This window comes from Ruegeria sp. HKCCD7628 (assembly GCF_057221005.1).
This window is the reverse complement of sequence record NZ_JBWVBA010000002.1, coordinates 406,782-424,541: the sequence shown is the minus strand read 5'-3', so window position 1 is coordinate 424,541 and position 17,760 is coordinate 406,782. Positions and strand designations below refer to the sequence as shown.

20 protein-coding genes and 1 tRNA gene are annotated in these 17,760 nt (G+C 53.2%); 4 read left to right on the top strand and 17 right to left on the bottom strand.

Features of this window, described 5'->3' with window-relative positions:
• Positions 1-13 precede the first annotated feature (13 nt).
• Positions 14-1,135 carry an efflux RND transporter periplasmic adaptor subunit gene (locus AC2TAD_RS08535; protein WP_480867131.1) on the bottom strand — a complete coding sequence of 374 codons (1,122 nt, stop codon included), beginning with the start codon at positions 1,133-1,135 and terminating at the stop codon, positions 14-16.
• Between the two features lie 328 nt (positions 1,136-1,463).
• Positions 1,464-2,282: a hypothetical protein gene (locus tag AC2TAD_RS08530; RefSeq protein ID WP_480867129.1), complete on the bottom strand. Its 819-nt coding sequence runs from the start codon at positions 2,280-2,282 to the stop codon at positions 1,464-1,466.
• Between the two features lie 189 nt (positions 2,283-2,471).
• On the opposite strand from AC2TAD_RS08530, the gene AC2TAD_RS08525 reads away from it, so the two are divergent.
• Complete coding sequence (locus AC2TAD_RS08525) at positions 2,472-3,431, top strand: AraC family transcriptional regulator (protein WP_480867127.1); 960 nt, start codon at positions 2,472-2,474, stop codon at positions 3,429-3,431.
• 81 nt (positions 3,432-3,512) lie between these two features.
• On the opposite strand, the gene AC2TAD_RS08520 is transcribed toward AC2TAD_RS08525, so the two are convergent.
• On the bottom strand, positions 3,513-4,667 hold the full coding sequence (locus AC2TAD_RS08520) for an alpha/beta hydrolase (RefSeq protein ID WP_480867126.1): 1,155 nt from the start codon (positions 4,665-4,667) through the stop codon (positions 3,513-3,515).
• 195 nt (positions 4,668-4,862) lie between these two features.
• A complete protein-coding gene (locus AC2TAD_RS08515) occupies positions 4,863-5,861 on the bottom strand; it encodes an Lnb N-terminal periplasmic domain-containing protein (RefSeq protein ID WP_480867125.1) in 999 nt (332 codons plus the stop codon).
• 313 nt (positions 5,862-6,174) lie between these two features.
• Here AC2TAD_RS08515 and AC2TAD_RS08510 point away from each other — a divergent pair, with 313 nt between their 5' ends.
• Positions 6,175-7,341 (top strand): DEAD/DEAH box helicase family protein, encoded by a 1,167-nt coding sequence (locus AC2TAD_RS08510; protein WP_480867124.1) that lies wholly within the window; start codon positions 6,175-6,177, stop codon positions 7,339-7,341.
• A 114-nt stretch (positions 7,342-7,455) separates the two neighbouring features.
• Positions 7,456-8,004, top strand: coding sequence for a hypothetical protein (locus AC2TAD_RS08505; protein ID WP_480867122.1), 549 nt, complete (start codon positions 7,456-7,458; stop codon positions 8,002-8,004).
• Positions 8,005-8,793: 789 nt separating this feature from the next.
• On the opposite strand, the gene AC2TAD_RS08500 is transcribed toward AC2TAD_RS08505, so the two are convergent.
• The 7 genes from AC2TAD_RS08500 to AC2TAD_RS08470 form a co-directional block, all read right to left on the bottom strand.
• On the bottom strand, positions 8,794-9,960 hold the full coding sequence (locus AC2TAD_RS08500) for a DUF6538 domain-containing protein (RefSeq protein WP_480867121.1): 1,167 nt from the start codon (positions 9,958-9,960) through the stop codon (positions 8,794-8,796).
• Between the two features lie 62 nt (positions 9,961-10,022).
• Positions 10,023-10,097: transfer RNA gene (locus AC2TAD_RS08495), tRNA-Phe, on the bottom strand.
• 80 nt (positions 10,098-10,177) lie between these two features.
• Complete coding sequence (locus tag AC2TAD_RS08490) at positions 10,178-10,360, bottom strand: DNA gyrase inhibitor YacG (protein ID WP_480867119.1); 183 nt, start codon at positions 10,358-10,360, stop codon at positions 10,178-10,180.
• Positions 10,357-11,379 carry a ribonuclease E/G gene (locus AC2TAD_RS08485; protein ID WP_480867118.1) on the bottom strand — a complete coding sequence of 341 codons (1,023 nt, stop codon included), beginning with the start codon at positions 11,377-11,379 and terminating at the stop codon, positions 10,357-10,359. The genes AC2TAD_RS08490 and AC2TAD_RS08485 overlap by 4 nt, the downstream gene beginning before the upstream one ends.
• Positions 11,376-11,954, bottom strand: coding sequence for a Maf family protein (locus tag AC2TAD_RS08480; protein WP_480867117.1), 579 nt, complete (start codon positions 11,952-11,954; stop codon positions 11,376-11,378). Before AC2TAD_RS08480 ends, AC2TAD_RS08485 begins: the two co-directional genes overlap by 4 nt.
• An 11-nt stretch (positions 11,955-11,965) precedes the next feature.
• On the bottom strand, positions 11,966-12,184 hold the full coding sequence (infA, locus tag AC2TAD_RS08475; RefSeq protein ID WP_005978431.1) for a translation initiation factor IF-1: 219 nt from the start codon (positions 12,182-12,184) through the stop codon (positions 11,966-11,968).
• An 87-nt stretch (positions 12,185-12,271) separates the two neighbouring features.
• A complete protein-coding gene (locus tag AC2TAD_RS08470) occupies positions 12,272-13,150 on the bottom strand; it encodes a carbon-nitrogen hydrolase family protein (RefSeq protein ID WP_480552058.1) in 879 nt (292 codons plus the stop codon).
• Positions 13,151-13,288: 138 nt separating this feature from the next.
• Between AC2TAD_RS08470 and AC2TAD_RS08465 the strand changes: the two genes are divergently transcribed.
• Complete coding sequence (locus AC2TAD_RS08465) at positions 13,289-13,504, top strand: hypothetical protein (protein WP_170353270.1); 216 nt, start codon at positions 13,289-13,291, stop codon at positions 13,502-13,504.
• Positions 13,505-13,519: 15 nt separating this feature from the next.
• Here the strand turns inward: AC2TAD_RS08465 and AC2TAD_RS08460 are convergent, their stop codons facing one another.
• From AC2TAD_RS08460 to hisD, 6 genes are all read right to left on the bottom strand, one after another.
• Positions 13,520-14,119, bottom strand: a complete 600-nt coding sequence (locus AC2TAD_RS08460) for a GNAT family N-acetyltransferase (protein WP_170751467.1) — start codon at positions 14,117-14,119, stop codon at positions 13,520-13,522.
• The gene (locus tag AC2TAD_RS08455; protein ID WP_170751469.1) at positions 14,112-14,510 is read right to left on the bottom strand and encodes a ketosteroid isomerase-related protein; all 399 of its coding nucleotides are present in this window, start codon (positions 14,508-14,510) and stop codon (positions 14,112-14,114) included. The genes AC2TAD_RS08460 and AC2TAD_RS08455 overlap by 8 nt, the downstream gene beginning before the upstream one ends.
• A 2-nt stretch (positions 14,511-14,512) precedes the next feature.
• Positions 14,513-14,965, bottom strand: a complete 453-nt coding sequence (locus AC2TAD_RS08450) for an arsenate-mycothiol transferase ArsC (RefSeq protein ID WP_170353273.1) — start codon at positions 14,963-14,965, stop codon at positions 14,513-14,515.
• Between the two features lie 3 nt (positions 14,966-14,968).
• A complete protein-coding gene (locus AC2TAD_RS08445) occupies positions 14,969-15,448 on the bottom strand; it encodes a UPF0262 family protein (RefSeq protein ID WP_480867115.1) in 480 nt (159 codons plus the stop codon).
• An 86-nt stretch (positions 15,449-15,534) separates the two neighbouring features.
• On the bottom strand, positions 15,535-16,332 hold the full coding sequence (locus tag AC2TAD_RS08440; protein WP_480867113.1) for a hypothetical protein: 798 nt from the start codon (positions 16,330-16,332) through the stop codon (positions 15,535-15,537).
• A gap of 120 nt (positions 16,333-16,452) precedes the next feature.
• A complete protein-coding gene (gene hisD, locus AC2TAD_RS08435; RefSeq protein ID WP_480867111.1) occupies positions 16,453-17,754 on the bottom strand; it encodes a histidinol dehydrogenase in 1,302 nt (433 codons plus the stop codon).
• Positions 17,755-17,760 lie beyond the last annotated feature (6 nt).

Below are 17,760 nucleotides of genomic sequence, written 5' to 3'. Positions count from 1 at the left end.
CTGCCTCCTGAATTTAAGGCGCTTCGACCCGGACCTTTTGGCCCTCGGTTATGACGTTGACACCTGCAGTGACAATACGATCCCCCGCATCAAGCCCTTGAACAACTAATCCCCTCCCCCCGATAGAAATTACTTCAACAGATTTTGGAGAAACTGTGTTTGACGCTTCATCAATAAGCCAAACGAAAGTGTTTCCCGCGTTTTCCCCGTCAGGCGAAAACACAGCTGCGCTGGGAATCTCAACACCGGTCTTCGCCCAGTTCTCGGGCAGTCGAACACGAGCAGTCGCTTTACCGGCCATCCCGGGTTGGATTTTGGCTTCGTCAGGTTGATCCATTACAATTGTAACTGGATATGTACGAGTGCTGAGCGACGCCTCAGAACCTATCCTGGAAATTTCCGCAGGAACTTCTAAATTCGGTATGCTTGAAAAAGTAACGCTGATTTCTTCCACGAAAGGAGCCAGCCCTATAAGAGCTTCTGGAACGCCGATTTCCATTTCGATCTGGGAAGTATCCAGGATGCGCATTACCGGTTGTTTCGCGACAACGTTCTGAAAGTTGTCCGCAAAAACTTCCGACACGATCCCATCGAAAGGTGCTTTCAGTTCCGTATAGTTTAGGTTGAGACGAGCAGCGTCCAGCAAACCTTCAGTCGCTTCAATTTTTGCCTTGGCTGCATCGACAACCATAATTTGGTCGTCGACGTTGGCCTGAGAAACAAAATCATTTTCGAGCAGTTTTTCTCTGCGCTCCAATTCTGTGGTTGCGTTGGACAATGCCGCTTGAAGAGAAGCTTGTTCCCCTTCAATTGTGCGAATCCGAGCTATATAAGGCTCCGGGTCCAAAGAACCGAGAATTTCCCCTGATCCGACAGTCGATCCAACATCGACTGGTCTGGTAATCATTCGCCCCGATACTTCGAAAGACAGGTTCACTTCCCGTACAGCTTCGGCTCGACCAGGATAGCTGTCAGTCCGAAGTCTTTCTGTGTCACCCACGATCATCGACAAAACCGGTCGTGCTGGTTTTTCTGTTGCTTCGGCACTCTCTTCTTCAAAGCACCCTGCAAGTGCACCTACTAAACAAATCGTTATCCAAAACTTGGCGTGATGTTTGAAGCAAGTTTTTTCCATTTGTTTTACTCTCACTGAAATGAACAGGTTGGATAACTGCGCAGTCTAGCTTTCCGTTCTTTACTCTGACTTCATCGTAAGCGCCTCACTTTACAAAACAAAACACCTATTCAAACCCTTGAATAAATAGGGTGTTTTGCTATCGCTCGACCGAATCGGTCGGCGAGCGGGCAGTTGCAAGGCTGGAGTCGGCAATTTCATCTTTAATTCGGCGCGGAAGAACATTCCTGGACGCGCGACGGAACAGGGCGGCGGATTACAAGGTTTTTCAATTGGGTCCTCTCTTTTTTGCGTTGTAGTAAGTCCTTTTTTCAGACGCTCGTTTCAATCATTGAAACTGCATATTTAGTGCAAAAAACACTTGTCGTTTTGGTTGTCCCGGCCCGCTATCGGCAACTGACCATTGAGGTTCAACGAACACGTTGAATACAGTTTTTCCGTTTACCCAGACCTTTCCGACGCGGAGGCCCAACGGTACAGAATAATCACCGTTTTCCAGATTTGCTGTCCAAATTGGAGCCCCGCCTGTGTACCAACCGTCGCCGAGTTGTCGGAAAAGAATAGGTTGCAATGCGGCGGTGTTTACGCGATCCCGGTCGTTCGTGCTACCCACGCCGCTTCGCCAAATTAGCAAGTACCCATACTGCCAAAGTGTCGATTTCGCGTTGAAGTAGACATTCGCCAAACCTAACTGCCATTGGTCGCTGCCCAAGCGGTCATCGGAGGCGGTTGGAGCCACAATAGAAGGGCCAATTGCAAAGCTTACTCCCGGTTTTTGTAAGTCGATCTGATAGGCGGCGAAGATGTCAAAATCCCCCACCCCATCCACCGTTGACCCACCATCGCCGACAGGAAAGCTGTTAAACGGCAAAGACGCGCGGATCAGCCAGTTTGTTTCCCCTAGCTGAACCGGTTGGGCGTAGCGGAGAATGAACGAATTTGCATCATTGTCGCCAGGGCCAGTCAACTCATCGACATAATAGTTCTGCAGGTTGAAAGCCGTGAAATTTGCCAGAGGGTTATTGGCCTGCGCCGCAGCGTCTGCGCTGTCTTGTGCATAAACTTGGCTACTGAAAAGAGTAACCTTAGCCGCCAATATTGCTAAGACACTGAGCACACGCCGTAACCTTCCCTCGCCAATTTGCATTCGGTCCGCCTACCAAGCCCCGTGTTTAGGAAAACATGCTTGCATTGAAAGGCGATCATTGGGGGGAATTTCGACATCCCAAAAGTGCAAAATACGTGTCACAGACCAAAGAATTTACCTCAATAACTGACTGTTACGTGTCAAAGAAATATGCTATGTTAGATTTTTTGAATGTGATAATCGGAATAGATGGGGGACAAAGAACTATACAAAAACTTGTCGGTTGAACGGACATTCACAACCACGTCTGACGTCGGGCAGTTGCAGGACGCCTCCGTCGGTTGGGATCAAGAGTACTACCAAATGACTGCTGGTCCTTTGGAGAGCAGTCTTGACTTACTTCAAGTTGGTCAAAAACAGATTGCTCGGGAGAAATGGAATCGAAAAATAGTGTACCGCGGCACAGGTATGCCCGATTGTTTTTCGGCGGCGCTCGTTTTGAAACAAGCTGAACCCGCAGTTCTTTTTGGTGAAAAAATCAAAACAGGTTCGATTGTTGTTCAACCTTCCAGTCGAGAAGCCGAGCTAATTGGCAGTACAAACTGGGATGGGGTAAATCTGGCCGTTCCCTTTTCGGAAGCGCGGTCTCTGGCGCTTAATCTCACTGGGGATGAGCTCGACTTTAATGACATACCTCCAGTCAGTAGTCTAACTCAGCAGGCGAGTAAAAGACTGGGACTCGCGGCTCAAGATTTGTTGCACCGTTCGAAGCAAGCAAATGAATTTGAGACCAAACACCTGCTTGACCAATTTACAAAGTTATTCTTGTGGGAATTGATTAGCTCGCGGGCTTCGAAATTTGCTTCCCCACAATCGTGCCGCTCCGCAGCAATCGTTAGTCGCGCGTGCGATATCGCCTATTCGGACGATGTCGGCTCTGTGGGTCTGGTCGAGTTATGCAGCGAAATCGGAGTAAGCCTTCGGACTTTACACTACGCGTTTCGAGATTGCATCGGTATATCCCCCGCAACCTGGTTGCGACGCATACGCCTTAACAAAGTCCACAAAACACTTAGCGCTTCCAGTGTTGGGGAAGTCCAAATCAAAGGTGTTGCGATTGAAAACGGTTTTTTTCATCAAGGTCATTTTGCTCAACAATACAAACGGGTGTTCGGATGTTTGCCAGAAGAAACTCTTGGCCGACACTAGCATTTTTCGTGGCATAAGTTCGCAGCCCAAGATTAGAGATCGATGGCTCTAGCCGGCCGAAAGCGCGTCGTGTTCCCAATGTCAGTTGGATATCGCCTCGTCCACGACAGCAATGGTACCACTGGCCGTAATAACCACTGCTTCGGCACGACCTGAAACCTTAGCGCCTTTATCGCCTGCTAGTATTCTGTCCCCAATCAGCCGCACAACCTCGGGAGCGTCAGCAAACTTTGAATGGTGAACAGTGGTCGTGTCTTGTACTTGGGACAGGTCGATCACGTTTAAACCAAGCTCGGAAATCAGTGTAGCATCTAGCTGTCCCACTCGTGGGTTTCTTGCAATCAAGCTTGAAACCGCAAGAGCTTGGTCATTTTCAGATGTCAGCACATAGAACCTCCGTTTGTCCTTGGGGATCGCTGATAGCTGAGCAATGAACAGGTCTATGTCGATGTCGGGCGACGCAAGAATTACACTTCTGAGTTTACCGCTGACATTGAAAAGCCCGCGATTTGCGATACCGCGAGCGGCTTCCATAGCGACAAGATTTCCCATCGAGTGGGCTACGATATCTATTGTTTCAACCGGACTGTCTTTGAGTATCCCAGGAACCTCCTCAAGCTGGTCCCTTGCGATAAGCGCACTGTTGATGTCGTAGACGTAGGCACCCAATCGAGCCTGAGAAGCCCATGAATATAGAATGGGCACCCCGCTATACCCAGTGTCTTCCAGAAACTGAGCGAACCGCAATACTGCATCAGTCAGATTTGTGTTATAACCATGTATCCATAGCAGAGATGAACGTTCTCCCTTTGGCAAAGCTAAAACACTGTTCTCTACCGTGCCTACAAACGCGCTATCGTTGTCAAATATCTGCGGGTTCGTAATAACGAAATGCTTATCGGGATCTGGCGAGCTGCCTCTCGGCCTTTCGATCTTGCCCGTTATGTGGTTTGGCGGGATTACAACATCTACAGCCGCAAAGCTGAGACGATTAGCGCGACGACCCGAAAAAAACTCAGTCGCCACCGTTGAGGGTTCCCGAACAGTTGCGATAAAGATTCTATGACCTCTTTCATCGATTTCTGCTTTGGATAAAGCTCTTGTTGGTTCAAGGCCGACTAAGTTCCTTTTAGAACTGCACCCAGTCACGACTAAAGCGCTCCCTGATAATACAAAGTGCCGTCGCGACTGATCTATGGTCTTTTTGAAGCTCAACTTCACAAACCCTTTTTCCACGAAAATCGCCGTCAAGGGCATCGTAGCCAGAGCACATTACTACATAAGTGGAATATAAATATCGGACAAATAGGCGGGCCGCAATTTTCGTTATATCTCAGGGCTTCCACCGCAAAAGCCAAAAAGTCATTTCTGCTCTAGCAGCACCATCCACTCACTATCACTAAGATAAAATGACTTCTCCAAGACAAAGAGCTAAGGAACCGGAACATCTTTGCGGATTGCTGCCGAGTAACCCTCGTCCAGTCCGTTTGCTAGTGCGTTAGCTGTTATATCTCCAAGACTATACAACTGCTGAATATCAATCTCCGTATTGGTCAGTCCTTGCTCATACAGGTAGTTAGGAAAATAGCCATTAATTACAACGCGGTAATCGACAGGAATCTTAATACCAACGTACCGTGCGATTAAAATTGCTGATCGGGAACAATTGGTAAAAACTGAGTTAAACCAGCGGGGTCGCACGGCGATTTCATTTGCAGCTTCTACATAGGCGCTGATCAGTTTGATACGCTCTTCCAGTTCACCACGCAGCCTGAACAGATGTACTTTCTCTTTTCGAACATTAGAGCGAAGCCCGACGACATCACGCTCCTCCGCCGCTATCATTACAATCGGATGTGCCTTGAAAAAGTCGGCCACGGGAGAAAAAGACTCTCCGATCTGTCGACGTACTTCGATCGACCACGTCAAATACCTGCCATCAGAAAAGCCGAAGCTTAGCATAAGGTGCGCCATTTCTGGTCCGCCCCAATACGACATGAAGAGGTCCACACTTTCAATTTGAGACAAATTGTATTCTCTAGTAACCCAGTTCTCTTCGAAACTATCAGCCGACTGCCATTCAAATGCACGAACGTCTTTCAGTGTTAGTGTGTTGCCGCTTATTTCACCTGTGACTGTCCGCACAACATCTGGCGACCAATTTCCGTCCGAAGGTGGGGTTAGTGAGTTCCACCATATTAGTATCGCTGCGAAATATAAGGCGAATCCAGAAAACCATCTCCATCTACTTCTTCGAAAAATTGAAACTAGCGTTCCGAGGCCGACGACGACAAAGGAAACGATCGCAGTTAATCGGATCAATTCCGGGCCTGGGAATTTGAACCATAGGGCCAAAGTGCCCCATACTGTTGAGTAAGCGACGACTAGCAACAATAAAAGAAAGCAAAGAGTATTCAGCACTGTGCGCATGGTTGGCCCGATTTGACTGGTCAGGATTGATTGTTAGTGCACGACTGGTCTCTGGTCCATCGGGACAATGGTTTTTGGTGACGGCGGGCGATAACCCAATGCGCTGTGTGACTCAAGGCTCCCGGACGTGAAGCCGATTAAAGGGACGTTATAGAGAACAGAACCGGATAAGACTTAACTGTTTTCTAGCCAACCTGTTCCCCACATCGCGCATTCATTGTCTCTGCACATGCAATGCACTTCCCCCACAATTGTCCAACCGGCCAGTAAGGCAAACTGCCTTCCCGGGGACCCATCCGAGGTAAGATTCTTCGTGATCAATTCTGAACGTCCAATCCCGTCACTAGATTCCTTTTCTCCAGTAGTTCGGGCGACAGTAAAGCAATTTGGCGAACTTCTTGAGGAAGTTGTAGACTTTTCAAACCCAGACGATCGTGGCAATTGGTTCTTCGCCAGTGATACCGGCACTGGGAAGACAACTGCCATGATGTGGCACTTGTCTAGATGCGCCACGATCAGAGTAGTTGTCGCAGTCCCAACAAGATTGGCCGCTGAACAAGTCTTTGCTCGGCTAAGCAGTTGGACAGCAGACGTGGCGGTTTGGACTGGAGCACACGACAAATACAAACGAGACATGGTCGACTTTGAACCGAGCGATTACTTCGAGCGTAGCGAACTAAAGAACTTCAGAATCGTTATCGCTACCCACCAGTTTGTATTGAGTGGACGTTCAGAGATTAAAGAATGGCTGGGACCAAGGGATCTGCTGATTATCGACGAAGTGCCGCTTGTCTTCGAAGGAGCATCACAACTTGGCCTGACAGATATTTGCACGGCTTGGGAGGAGGCAAACGCGATAGACTCGAAACTCAGCGAACCTCTGCGTCGTTTACGCGACTGGGCAGAGGATGTGGCAGAAAGGGCCGAGTTCGGAAAGCAGCACCTTTCAGTGGAACTTGCTGAAGCAAAGGTGGACTGGGCGAAAATGCTGCAAAAGATAGAAGTGATGGAAATTTCGTCAGAGGCAAAACACATAATCCGCGAGGTGGTCGGCTTCGTTCTTGCTTCTTTCGAAGGCCGCGCTTTCGTGCAGCTGAGAGATGGGGCTGGGCAAGTGAGGACGGTCTTCTGCACGACGGAAATGAAACTTTCGTATGTGCCTCGCACTATCCACTTGTCAGCTACCGTCCACCTCGAAGGATGGCAGGTGTCTCCGTATAAGGAAAACTTGCGCATGTATCGAGGGAACACGCTTGACTATTGCAATCTTGAGATCTTCGTCGCTGGTTGGCCAAAAACTCTGCCGACCAACTACAATGATCTAACACGTTCTCCAGAGTCCATTAGCCGCTACAAAAGTTTTGTCGCGGAAGCTCTGGATAAAACACCGCGAGATGCAAGTGTCCTAATCGTAGTACCTAAGGCACTGATCGGCCATACTAAGTCCGCTCTTAGGGCCTTCGAAATTACCCACTTGTGATCAATCGAAAACGTGAGAGTTACACACTTCAAGGTTGACGTTGGCTCAAATGAGTATGCGGACTGTTCTGATGTTATTCTAGTTGGCCTTCACCATGCTCCAAAGACCGCATACATGCAGAAAGCGTTTCAGTTCAGTCAGATCCGTGTGACACAACCTTTGCTAGATCAGCAGATGGGGTCGCTCCAAGACATCTTTGCAGAAGTCAGGGCTGGCGAATACAAGGCCCAGATCAAGCAGCTTGGTGCCCGTGGTCGCGTTCGAGTCGCAAATAAGGACGGAAGTTGCGGTCCAATGCGCCTATGGGTTTATCAGGACAGGGTGTTACCAGACGAGATCCAAAGTCTCTTTCCGGGTGCGAACATCGACATTGATCCCTCGGCCTACAACAGTCGGCGTGGGGTTCGAAAAGGTCAGGAGACTTTCAAAACGAAGGTCTTGAATGGCCTTAAGTCCCTTCCGCTTACCACGCACGAAATTGAGGTAGAGCAGCTGGGGGAGCTTATTGGCGATTCAAATCTGAAGACCAGGGGAACTAGGCTGGCAAAGAGCAATGCAGCTTGGACAATGCTTGGTTGGTCCTTTGTGCACGGCACCAAAGGTCGCGGAGGAACTAAGGCCCGCTTTGTCAGGACCGAAAGGCCGTCTAGTTTAGCAGCCTAAACCTATTAACAGTTATAGGTCTTGGCTTTTGACTGCGCCAATAGCTCATAGTGCTCTAAGAACATCCTAGGGGCCGAAGAGGCCCTTAGGGACAAACAAAAAACAGGGGCGTCCGCCTGGCCCGGTCATAAGTGGACTTCAGTGTCTGGTAGTGTCCATTCAAAAAAATGGCTGGGGATCTACGCAGCCAATACCACTCACCCCAGTTCTGATACTCCCCCGTGGGGGGGCGAATTCAGTAGCGGTCTTAGTGCAGCATTTCGGGCGAGAGGATGGAGCTCAACGTGTCATGGGTGGCCATATTGAGGGTGTCCTGAGGCGTAGGACAAACCGTAGGACAGAACGTGCCTGTTGACCGGGATTCGTCCTCAATGATACCCCTTCTTTTACTGAGACAATCATAAGTCACGATGCCTGTAATGGGAGCAGAACTGCCGCCCCCGGGCACCACGTTCTCATACGAACCTATTGATTACCCTCAGTTTCTTGTGGAAGCAGGGCGAGTGTAGGACATGGCGTCACAGGGATGACGCTACCTTCACTTGCTGGAATCGGCGTGGGAATTGAGATGGTGCAAACTTGGCGGTCTGAAGAGGCTGAGAACGAAAGCTGTTCGAAATGTGGTGCAGTATACAGGGTTACTCTAAAGCGGCTTCCTACACGCGACACTGACTACTTTGATTGCGATGTTTGTGGCCATCGAATGAGTACATGGAACAGTACATTTTCGCGAAGTTATCAGCGCATTTCTGACGACTAGGATATCCCCGACTCCCGGGGAAAAATATTCTACGTGCACCGCAGTAGCCACTTCTGCAGAACATGCAGCGGGTATCCATGCCCATATCCATGACCTATCCCATCCGTTTGCCACCCGCCAATTTGATCCACGATGTCCGAGGGGCATTCCACCGCTCTCAACCTGTCGCGCATCGAATGTCGAAAGCTGTGCATGGTACATTCTCTGGAAACGTGATTTTTGAGCCACTTGTTTAGTGTGGCACTGGCTGAGTTGGCGTTGGTTTGAGGCCCAGAATTGTATCTCGGAAATAGAAATGTACTGGATCGCACCTCCGCAGCGATGGTCTCCGCGGCCCACAGAGCGGCACCAACGAGAGGAACGGTTCGAGTGCTTCCCGCTGTCTTGAGACGGCGCCAAGGGTGATCACGGATTTCAACGTGCGGAACATCATCTTCCAGCTTCAAGTCCTCAATGTGCAGCCCAGCCGCCTCAGCCAAACGCATTCCGGTATCAGAGACTAGCGCGACCAACCAGCGCAGGTCGTCATTGGTTTTCCTGCACTCTCTTTGGACCACTCTAATTTCATCAATTGAAAGTGGTTGGCGATCTTTCACGCCCAAGGATCTATCGTAGTAGACACCCGAAAATGGGTTTGGCATCGTTAGCCCTAGCTCACTTGATGTGAAGTTAAATACAGCTCTGACCGTTCCGAAAACCCGTGTAATACTACTCCCAGCCATTCCACGATTAATGAGCATGTCCCGGAATGCGTTTGCGTCGGTTCTGGTGTATTCGGAGAGGTGCTTGTCGCCGCAAGTGTCGATAACATAACCACATGATCGCTCTGCAGCACGGTGAAATGTAATCGGCCGCCCACTTCCTTTCAGCCTAAGATAAACTTCGACAGCTTCGGAGAGTGTCACGTCTGGTACATTCGTGTCCGGTGAGACAGACGCTGGTGCGCCTTGCCGGATACGGAGTCGGTGTTTTCCAGGTAATTCTGAATTCAAGATTCGTAGATGGTACCAATACTGGTCTAATTGCTCTGCGGCCTGTCTCGCCCTTGATGCCGCCACTGCAGCAGACTTGGTTCTCAATGAATAAGATATTTTCGAAGTGTCATAATGTTTCTTTAGGTCCCGCGGCACTCTTCTTTCGAAGTAGTAGATTCCGCGCTTGATAAATGAATAGGGTACCGAATTGTCATACGCCATGTCCTACACTCGCCCTGCTTCCACAAGAAACTGAGGGTAATCAATAGGTTCGTATGAGAACGTGGTGCCCGGGGGCGGAATCGAACCACCGACACGAGGATTTTCAATCCACTGCTCTACCCCTGAGCTACCCGGGCATCGGAACGATGTTCATCGTTGGGTGGAGGCGTTCTATGACTTGCCACTGGCAGTGTCCAGAGCCTTTTTCAACATTTTTTCAATGCGGACGAGAATGATCAGTTTCTTCCGTCTCGACATCGGCCTCAACGTCCTCCTCCCTCTGAGAAGGGACCGAATATGAACCGTTCAACCACTTGGCAAGGTCCAGATCAGCACAACGTTTTGAGCAAAACGGGCGGTACGCCTGAACAGTGTCTTCAGCACAAATCGGACAGGTCATTTAAGCACCTCAAGCAAGGGCAGCCGCGCTCGCTTACGCTGCAACTCGAAATGTCCCAATGGCGTCCACCCAGCCAGGGTGGTTTCGATCGGGTCAGACTTGAAGGCGGCGCGCAGAGCGGACTCGAACCCTCGACGGTCCTTCTTGGGCATTGGCGCCAGGTCGAGCGTGATTTGCCCGCCCAACCCGCGTACCCGCAAGGCGCGGGCCAGCGTTTTGACACAGGCGAAATTGGCTTTGGTGCCAGCGGCCAAGGACGTGTCAACACCGGTATTGATGTCAACGGCGACCAGCGCGCGGGTGGGCTGGATGAACAGGTGCCCTCCGCCGGGTAAAGGCTCAGAAATGCCGCGGGCCGTGTCCAATGCCTCCAGCACGCCATGGGTGTCAAAACTGCCTGCGCGGGTTTCGACCTCGGCCGGGTCGGTCCAGTCGCGCCAGGCCAGAACATGAGGCCCGTCGCCTTCAAGCAGCAGTTCCGGCTCGGTTCCGGGGTCATTCACTACAGCGTCCGCGTGGGCCAGCATGGTGCTGATATCTTCAGCAACCTCACCCGCATCCTCACCCGCGCAGCACGAGCGCAGGATCAGGCCGTAATCACTGCCTTCCATCACCTCGTGCGCGATCTCAAGCAGGCGGTCACGCTCATCCTCATCGCGGATCGAGCGCGAGATGTTCAGGCCCGGCGCGTCGGGGGTGACAATCGCATAGCGGCTTTTGAACAGGACACGATCGGTCACGGGCAGGGCTTTGCCCGGCTCGGCATAGCCAGTCACCTGCACCAGCAGCAGCGCACCGGGGGCAAGCCCCTTGACCTGCCGCAGAAACGCGGGGCCGTCGGGCGTGGACAGGAACATGCCGCCCTGCCCTTTTACGGGCCGATCTGCGCGAGCACGGTAGATTGTGCCCGGTGCAGGCGCATCGGCGGCGATCAGGAAATCATCCAACTTGCCGTCGACCATCAACGCGGCCGCCTCGCGATCGTTGATGTGATCCAGAACGATAGTGCGACCCTTCATGAGACCTCACGATATAGGGGATAGCCGATGCCTTGCAAAAGGGCGGCGGTTTCAGACAGGGGCAGACCCACGATACCGGTGAACGAGCCCGAAATCCACGGGATGAACGCGCCAGCGGGGCCTTGGATAGCGTATGCGCCCGCCTTTCCTTGCCAGTCTCCTGTCGCCAGATAGGCGTTGATCTCAACATCCGACAGGCGCTTGACCTTAACCTGTGAGACCACGTCGCGTTGCAGCACCCGATCCCCGCGCCGCACCGCGACCGAGGTGATTACCCGGTGGCGACGCCCGGACAGGGCGTGCAGAAACTCGGCCGCTTGGCCTGCATTTTCGGGCTTGCCCAGAATGCGGCGACCCAGCGCCACGGTGGTATCCGCGCACAGGGTAACGTCATCGCTATCCGCCTGCACCGCCTGCACTTTTTCGCGCGTGATGCGGCTGCAATAGGGAACCGGAAGTTCGCCCTTCAGGGGCGTTTCGTCGATGTCAGGGGGGCGGATCGCATCGGGCTGCACGCCAAGCTGAGCCAACAGGTCCAGCCGCCTTGGGCTGCCCGATCCGAGGATAAACGCCATGAGAAAAAGCGTTACTTGAAACGGTAGTTGATCCGACCCTTGGTCAGATCATAGGGGGTCATCTCGACCTGAACTTTGTCGCCAGCCAGAACACGGATGCGGTTCTTGCGCATCTTGCCTGCCGTATGTGCGATGATCTCATGGCCGTTTTCCAGCTCGACCCGAAACGTCGCATTAGGCAGGAGTTCCTTCACGACACCGGGAAATTCGAGCGTATCTTCCTTGGCCATGTTGTCTCCACATTTACGTTGCACTCGCAGAATCTGCGAGGATGTGCGCTTAAATGAGCCTATTTCGGGCTTATTTCAAGGCCGGAATCACGAAAGAGCAGAGATTGTGACCGATTCGACTCGGGGCGTTTGCTCATCCCAATGGGTTCGGTTCAGCACATGGCCATCGGCGCGGACCTCTGCAATGGCCGACAGATCGATATCGGCGTAAGTCCAGCCGGGCTGGTTCAACTGTCCTTCAGCCAATACGCCGGTGCCGGGGAACCCTTTGTCCGGCGGGCCGAAGATGCCACCGGTGCCTGTGTTCATATCCACGGCCTCGGACCACTCATTCTTACCAACCAGCGACGCCATGACCGTCACACACTGGTTTTCCAGCGCACGTGCCATCGCACCGATCCGCACCCGCCAATAGCCCGAGAGTGCCTCGGTGCATGAAGGTACAAGGATCAGATCCGCGTCATTGAGCGCGTGACCCAGTAGGGGAAATTCGCTGTCATAGCAGATAAGAACGCCGATCTTGCCCAGCTTGGTGTCGAACAGTTTCAACGGGCCGCCGGGGGCGATATCCCAAGCCTCACGCTCGAACCGGGTCATGATTTGCTTGTCTTGGTGATCCTGCTGGCCATCAGGCGCATAAAGCGCCGCTCGGTTCACCGGGCGGCCCGGCCCATCCACAACCGGCGCAGACGCACCCAGAATATAGGTGCCATATTCGCGCGCCAGCCGTTGATGCAGGGCCTGCGCATCTGCCATCCGGTCCGACACCGCGCGGATCGAACGTTCCAGATCACCTGCCACATCGGCCCCGTCCAATGTCGACAGCTCCATCGCGCCATATTCCGGAAAGACCAGCAACTCGGCCCCCTGCCCGGCGGCCTCGCTGACCCAGCGGTTCAGCTTGTCCTCATACTGCGCCCAACTGTCGAGCCAGTCGAGGTCATAGGCGGCGGTTGCGACTTTCATGGGCTGCGTCCTTCAGCATTGGATTGGAGCGACCCTAGGACAGGATCGCGCGATATGTATAGACCCGGCCGAGATCCGACGGGAAAGTGAATTGGCTTACCGATCCATACTTGGTTCAATAGGGTCAGGAGGATCACCATGCAAAACCCCGAAAGCTTCGAAAAGTTCTATTTCGCCAAGGTCGGTATGGGCGAGGCCTGCGGCTGCGCCGAGCGTGTCATTGACGTGTTCGAATTCAATCGCAAAGGCGGGGCACAGACAAAATCCGAGGTTAGACTGGAAAAACCCAAACGCCGGTCCTTTCGCGGATGGGCGGTGAAGTACGGCCTTCTCAGCCGCAAACAGACACACTGACACCGAAAGGCGCAGCTACGCGTTCAGATCCCTGATCCAGAACTGCAACGGTTTCTGCGTCTCACCGTCTTCTCCGATATCCTTCCACGAAAACTGCGCCACGACACCGGGTAAGGGTTCATACCCGCGTGCCCGCCAGAACGCATCCAAAGGCCTATAGCTTTCTGGTCGCATCGGATGGTCGACAGGGCGCTGCACACTGCAAAAGGCGCATTTCGTAAAGCCCAAAGCGCGCGCATGGGCTTCGCGTTGATCGAAGAATTTATGACCAACACCCTGCCCCCGGTAGTCCGGCAGCAGAACAGATTCGGCGCAATAGAAAACATCCGACAAACCCACACCTGACCCGTCAAAGGCCGCAGCAAAATCTTCGGCATGATCGGCCAGCGGCGCGCCGGTCGAGGCCCCGATCAGACGGTCGCCGTCAAAGGCCCCTACCACGATGGATCGGGCACTGTCGCGGTAGGCTTGCAGGTATTTCCGCTCATAGCCCAGATCCCCATCATAGAGATAGGGCCAAGCGTGAAACACCTTGATGCGCAACCGGGCCACATCGTCCAGCGCGGCCTCAAGCGCCGCTCCGGTCAGGGGGTGGACCGCTGAGACCTTAGCCATTCGAGACCTGCTTGGTCCAGTCAGCCAGATTGTAGAAGGTAGTGACCCGGGTGATTTTCCCGTCCTTCAGGTCAAAGAACGACCCGGCGGGCAGACGGTAGGTTTGACCATGCGCCTCGGGCAGGCCTTCGTCTGTTTCAAGATAGGTGCCGTTCACGATGAACTCGGCCGCAGCACGGGTTCCACCTTCGGCGTCGAACACCACGATATCGGTCAGGTTCTCGCGGTAGCAGCGGTTCATATGGGCGCAGAAGGCGGAAAATTTCTCTTTGCCCACACGAATCTGCCCTTCATTCACGTGATGGGCAATGTCATCGGACAGGCAGGCCAACATGCCATCGACATCGCCTGCATTGAAGGCATCGAAATAGGTTTTCACGGTCTGGTTCATGGTCACTCCGTCGGTTCGCCCCAGCGGTCCTTCAGATGTTTGATGATCTGATCGCGGGTCTGTCGGTAGTGAGTTAGCTTGTCTTCGCGACTTTCGCCCAGCCCAGTAGGGTCCATTATTGGCCAATAATCGACATCCAGATGAAAAATACGGGTCAAATCCAACGCTCGCCTTTGGCTGGCGGGTGACAACGCGACGATCAGGTCGAACGAGCTGAGGTCATCGCCCCATTCCTGCATCTCGTCGAAGGAACGCGACCTGTGTCGCGAAAGCTCAACGCCGATTTCCTGGCAGACGGCGACGCAGAAACCGTCGATCTCCAGATCGTTATGGACACCGGCAGATTGCACATAGGTACCGGTGCCGTAGAACTTTTTCATGATGCCTTCGGCCATCGGGGACCGAACCGAGTTGTGGTCGCAACAGAACAGAATGGACTGCGGCAGAGACGTCACCCGTCAGCCCCCAAAGTGCAATACGCAAATCAGCGTGAACAGGCGGCGGGCTGTATCGGTGTCCACTTCGGCCTTGCCATCAAGCCTTTCCTGCAGGACCCGGCTGCCTTCGTTATGTATGCCGCGCCGCGCCATGTCGATGGTTTCGATCTGACTGGGCGGCAACGACTTCACCGCATCAAAATAGCTTTCGCAAATCTGGAAATAGTCTTTGACCACTTGCTTGAAGGGCCCCAGCGAAAGGTGAAACTCGGCCGCCTTTTCTTCGGCCTCAGTGGCAACGTCAAAAACCAACCGTTTGTCGCGGATCGACAACTGCAGGTGGTAGGGGCCATCAGGCACGACACGGTCACCGCGTTTGGGCAGCGCGAAGCTGTTGTCCTCAAGCAGATCATAGATCGCGACCTTGCGCTCCTGTTCGATCTCAGGCGTCGGCGGAGGCAGGTTTCGGTCGTCCAGTTCGATATGCGAAATACGGGTCATGGGTGTCTGGTCCATAAGGGTTGAGACAGCCATATCGTAAGAAAAGTGAATGGGCAACGCGCAGAAAATCGGTCTATGCCAATTCGTCACAAAGGATGTTTGGCGGGGTCAATCCCGTGCTTTGACAGGAGGGTATCGACCAAAGACCCCCGGTTGATCTCCATTTCACGAAACATCTTTCGGAACCACGAACCAAAGAAATGGATCGACATTTTGTTTTGCCACTCCAAAAAATCGAGCTTTGACATATCCGGTTCATTCCACAACCTGCGATGCCTTAAAGGCACGGCGTACAGCTCGGTTCGGGCCGAATTCATCTCGTGTTCTGGCGAGCCATAAAGGCAATGGAAAAAAAGTGGTGGTCCCAGAGTCGACAATGGGAGGCTCCAATATGAGGAACGGCCGTAGAGTTCGCGATACACCCTCTGATGATCCTCCGACCACCAGAATGGAACAAGATCGCTTTCAAAGGCAAACCGACACATCTTTTGCAGCGCAGAACTGTCGCGTGGCAACGCGACAACGCCGTTCATCATGCGCTGCCGCGCCAAATTCGCTTTTGGAAAAAGATATCCTGCGTTGGTTTCGAATGGCCGAAGGGCATAGGCATCCGCATCGACCCAGATATAGTCGGTCTGTTGCATGAGCTTTAGACGAAAAAGATCGGCATGAACGGCAACTGATCGCGTGATCGGGTCACGGTAGATTTCAGAAACATCAAAGATTTCCCGCGCATCACGCGCTTCGACGTAGTCCGGAATGTCTTCAAGCTCGCCATAGTGGTAAACAATGGGCGTCTGGTCGACATCCGCAAAGGATTTCAGGCAAAGGTGCTCCAGATAGCTGAACCGCCTGCCTATCCACAATGTTGCTACACGTTCCAAACTTACTTCTTCCGACGTTGTCACGTCAGCAAGACGCCTCCGTTCCGTGAGTAAGATCAAGACATATTGTTTAATGAATGAGAATGGCGCAGGGCGTTGTGACCCTCAAACCATAGCCAATTAGTCGTTCAAGCGTTTCAATCTTGCAGCGACCGACAAGCCATGTGCCTCAAGGCTTTCCGACTTAGCTAACTGTTCGGCCGCAGGGCCGATGGCCCGTAGCGCAGCAGGTGTCATCTGGCTGAGTGTCGTGCGTTTGAGAAAGTCCATCACGCTCAGCCCCGAGGAAAACCGCGCCGAGCGCGCCGTGGGCAGAACATGGTTAGGACCACCCACATAATCGCCGATGGCCTCAGGAGTATATTGACCCAGAAAAATTGCGCCCGCGTGAACAGTTTTCTTGCTGAGCGCCACAGGGTCGCCCACGCAAAGCTCAAGATGTTCCGGGGCGATCCGGTTGGACAGGCCTGCTGCCTCGTCCAGATCACACACAGTGATAACCGCACCAAAATCACGCCAGCTGGGGCCAGCTATTGCGCGGCGTTGTAATGTCTCAAGCCGCTTGTCCACGGCCTCGGCCACCGCCTGCCCGAACGCCACATCATCGGTGATCAGGATCGACTGTGCACTTTCGTCATGTTCGGCTTGGCTTAGCAAATCCAGCGCGATCCAGTCTGGGTCGTTGTCCTTGTCGGCGATGACCAGAATCTCGGACGGGCCCGCAATCATGTCGATTCCCACCTTGCCGAACACACGACGTTTTGCAGCAGCGACAAAGGCGTTGCCGGGGCCGGTAATCTTGTCCACCGGCGCGACGGAATCAGTACCGTAAGCCAGCGCTGCAATCGCCTGAGCACCACCGATACGATAGATCGTATCCACACCTGAAAGCTGCGCCGCCAGCAGGACAAGCGGGTTCACCACCCCGTCGGGCGTCGGCACCGTGATGGCTAGGCTTTCGACCCCTGCCACCTTGGCCGGAATCGCATTCATCAAAACCGAGGACGGGTAAGACGCCAGCCCGCCGGGCACATAAAGCCCCGCAACAGACACCGCCGACCAGCGCCAGCCCAAAGTCGCCCCGGCTTCATCCGTCCATTCGTGATCCTCGGGCAACTGCTTTTCGTGATAGGCGCGGATACGCGCGGCGGCCAGCTCCAGCGCGGCGCGATCCTCATCCGAGACCTTCGCCACCGCAGCTGCGACTTCTTCGGCAGAAAAGGCCAGAGTGTCAGGCGTCAACTCAAGCCGGTCGAATTTCGCGGTCAGCTCGATCACCGCAGCATCACCCCGATTGCGAACATCTTCGATGATCTCAGCCACAATCACGTCTACATCCGGGCTGTCCTCGCGTTTTGCTGACAACAACGCCTGAAAGGCGAGCTCGAACTCGGGCGAGGTCGTATCAAGGAAAACGGGCATGAGCAG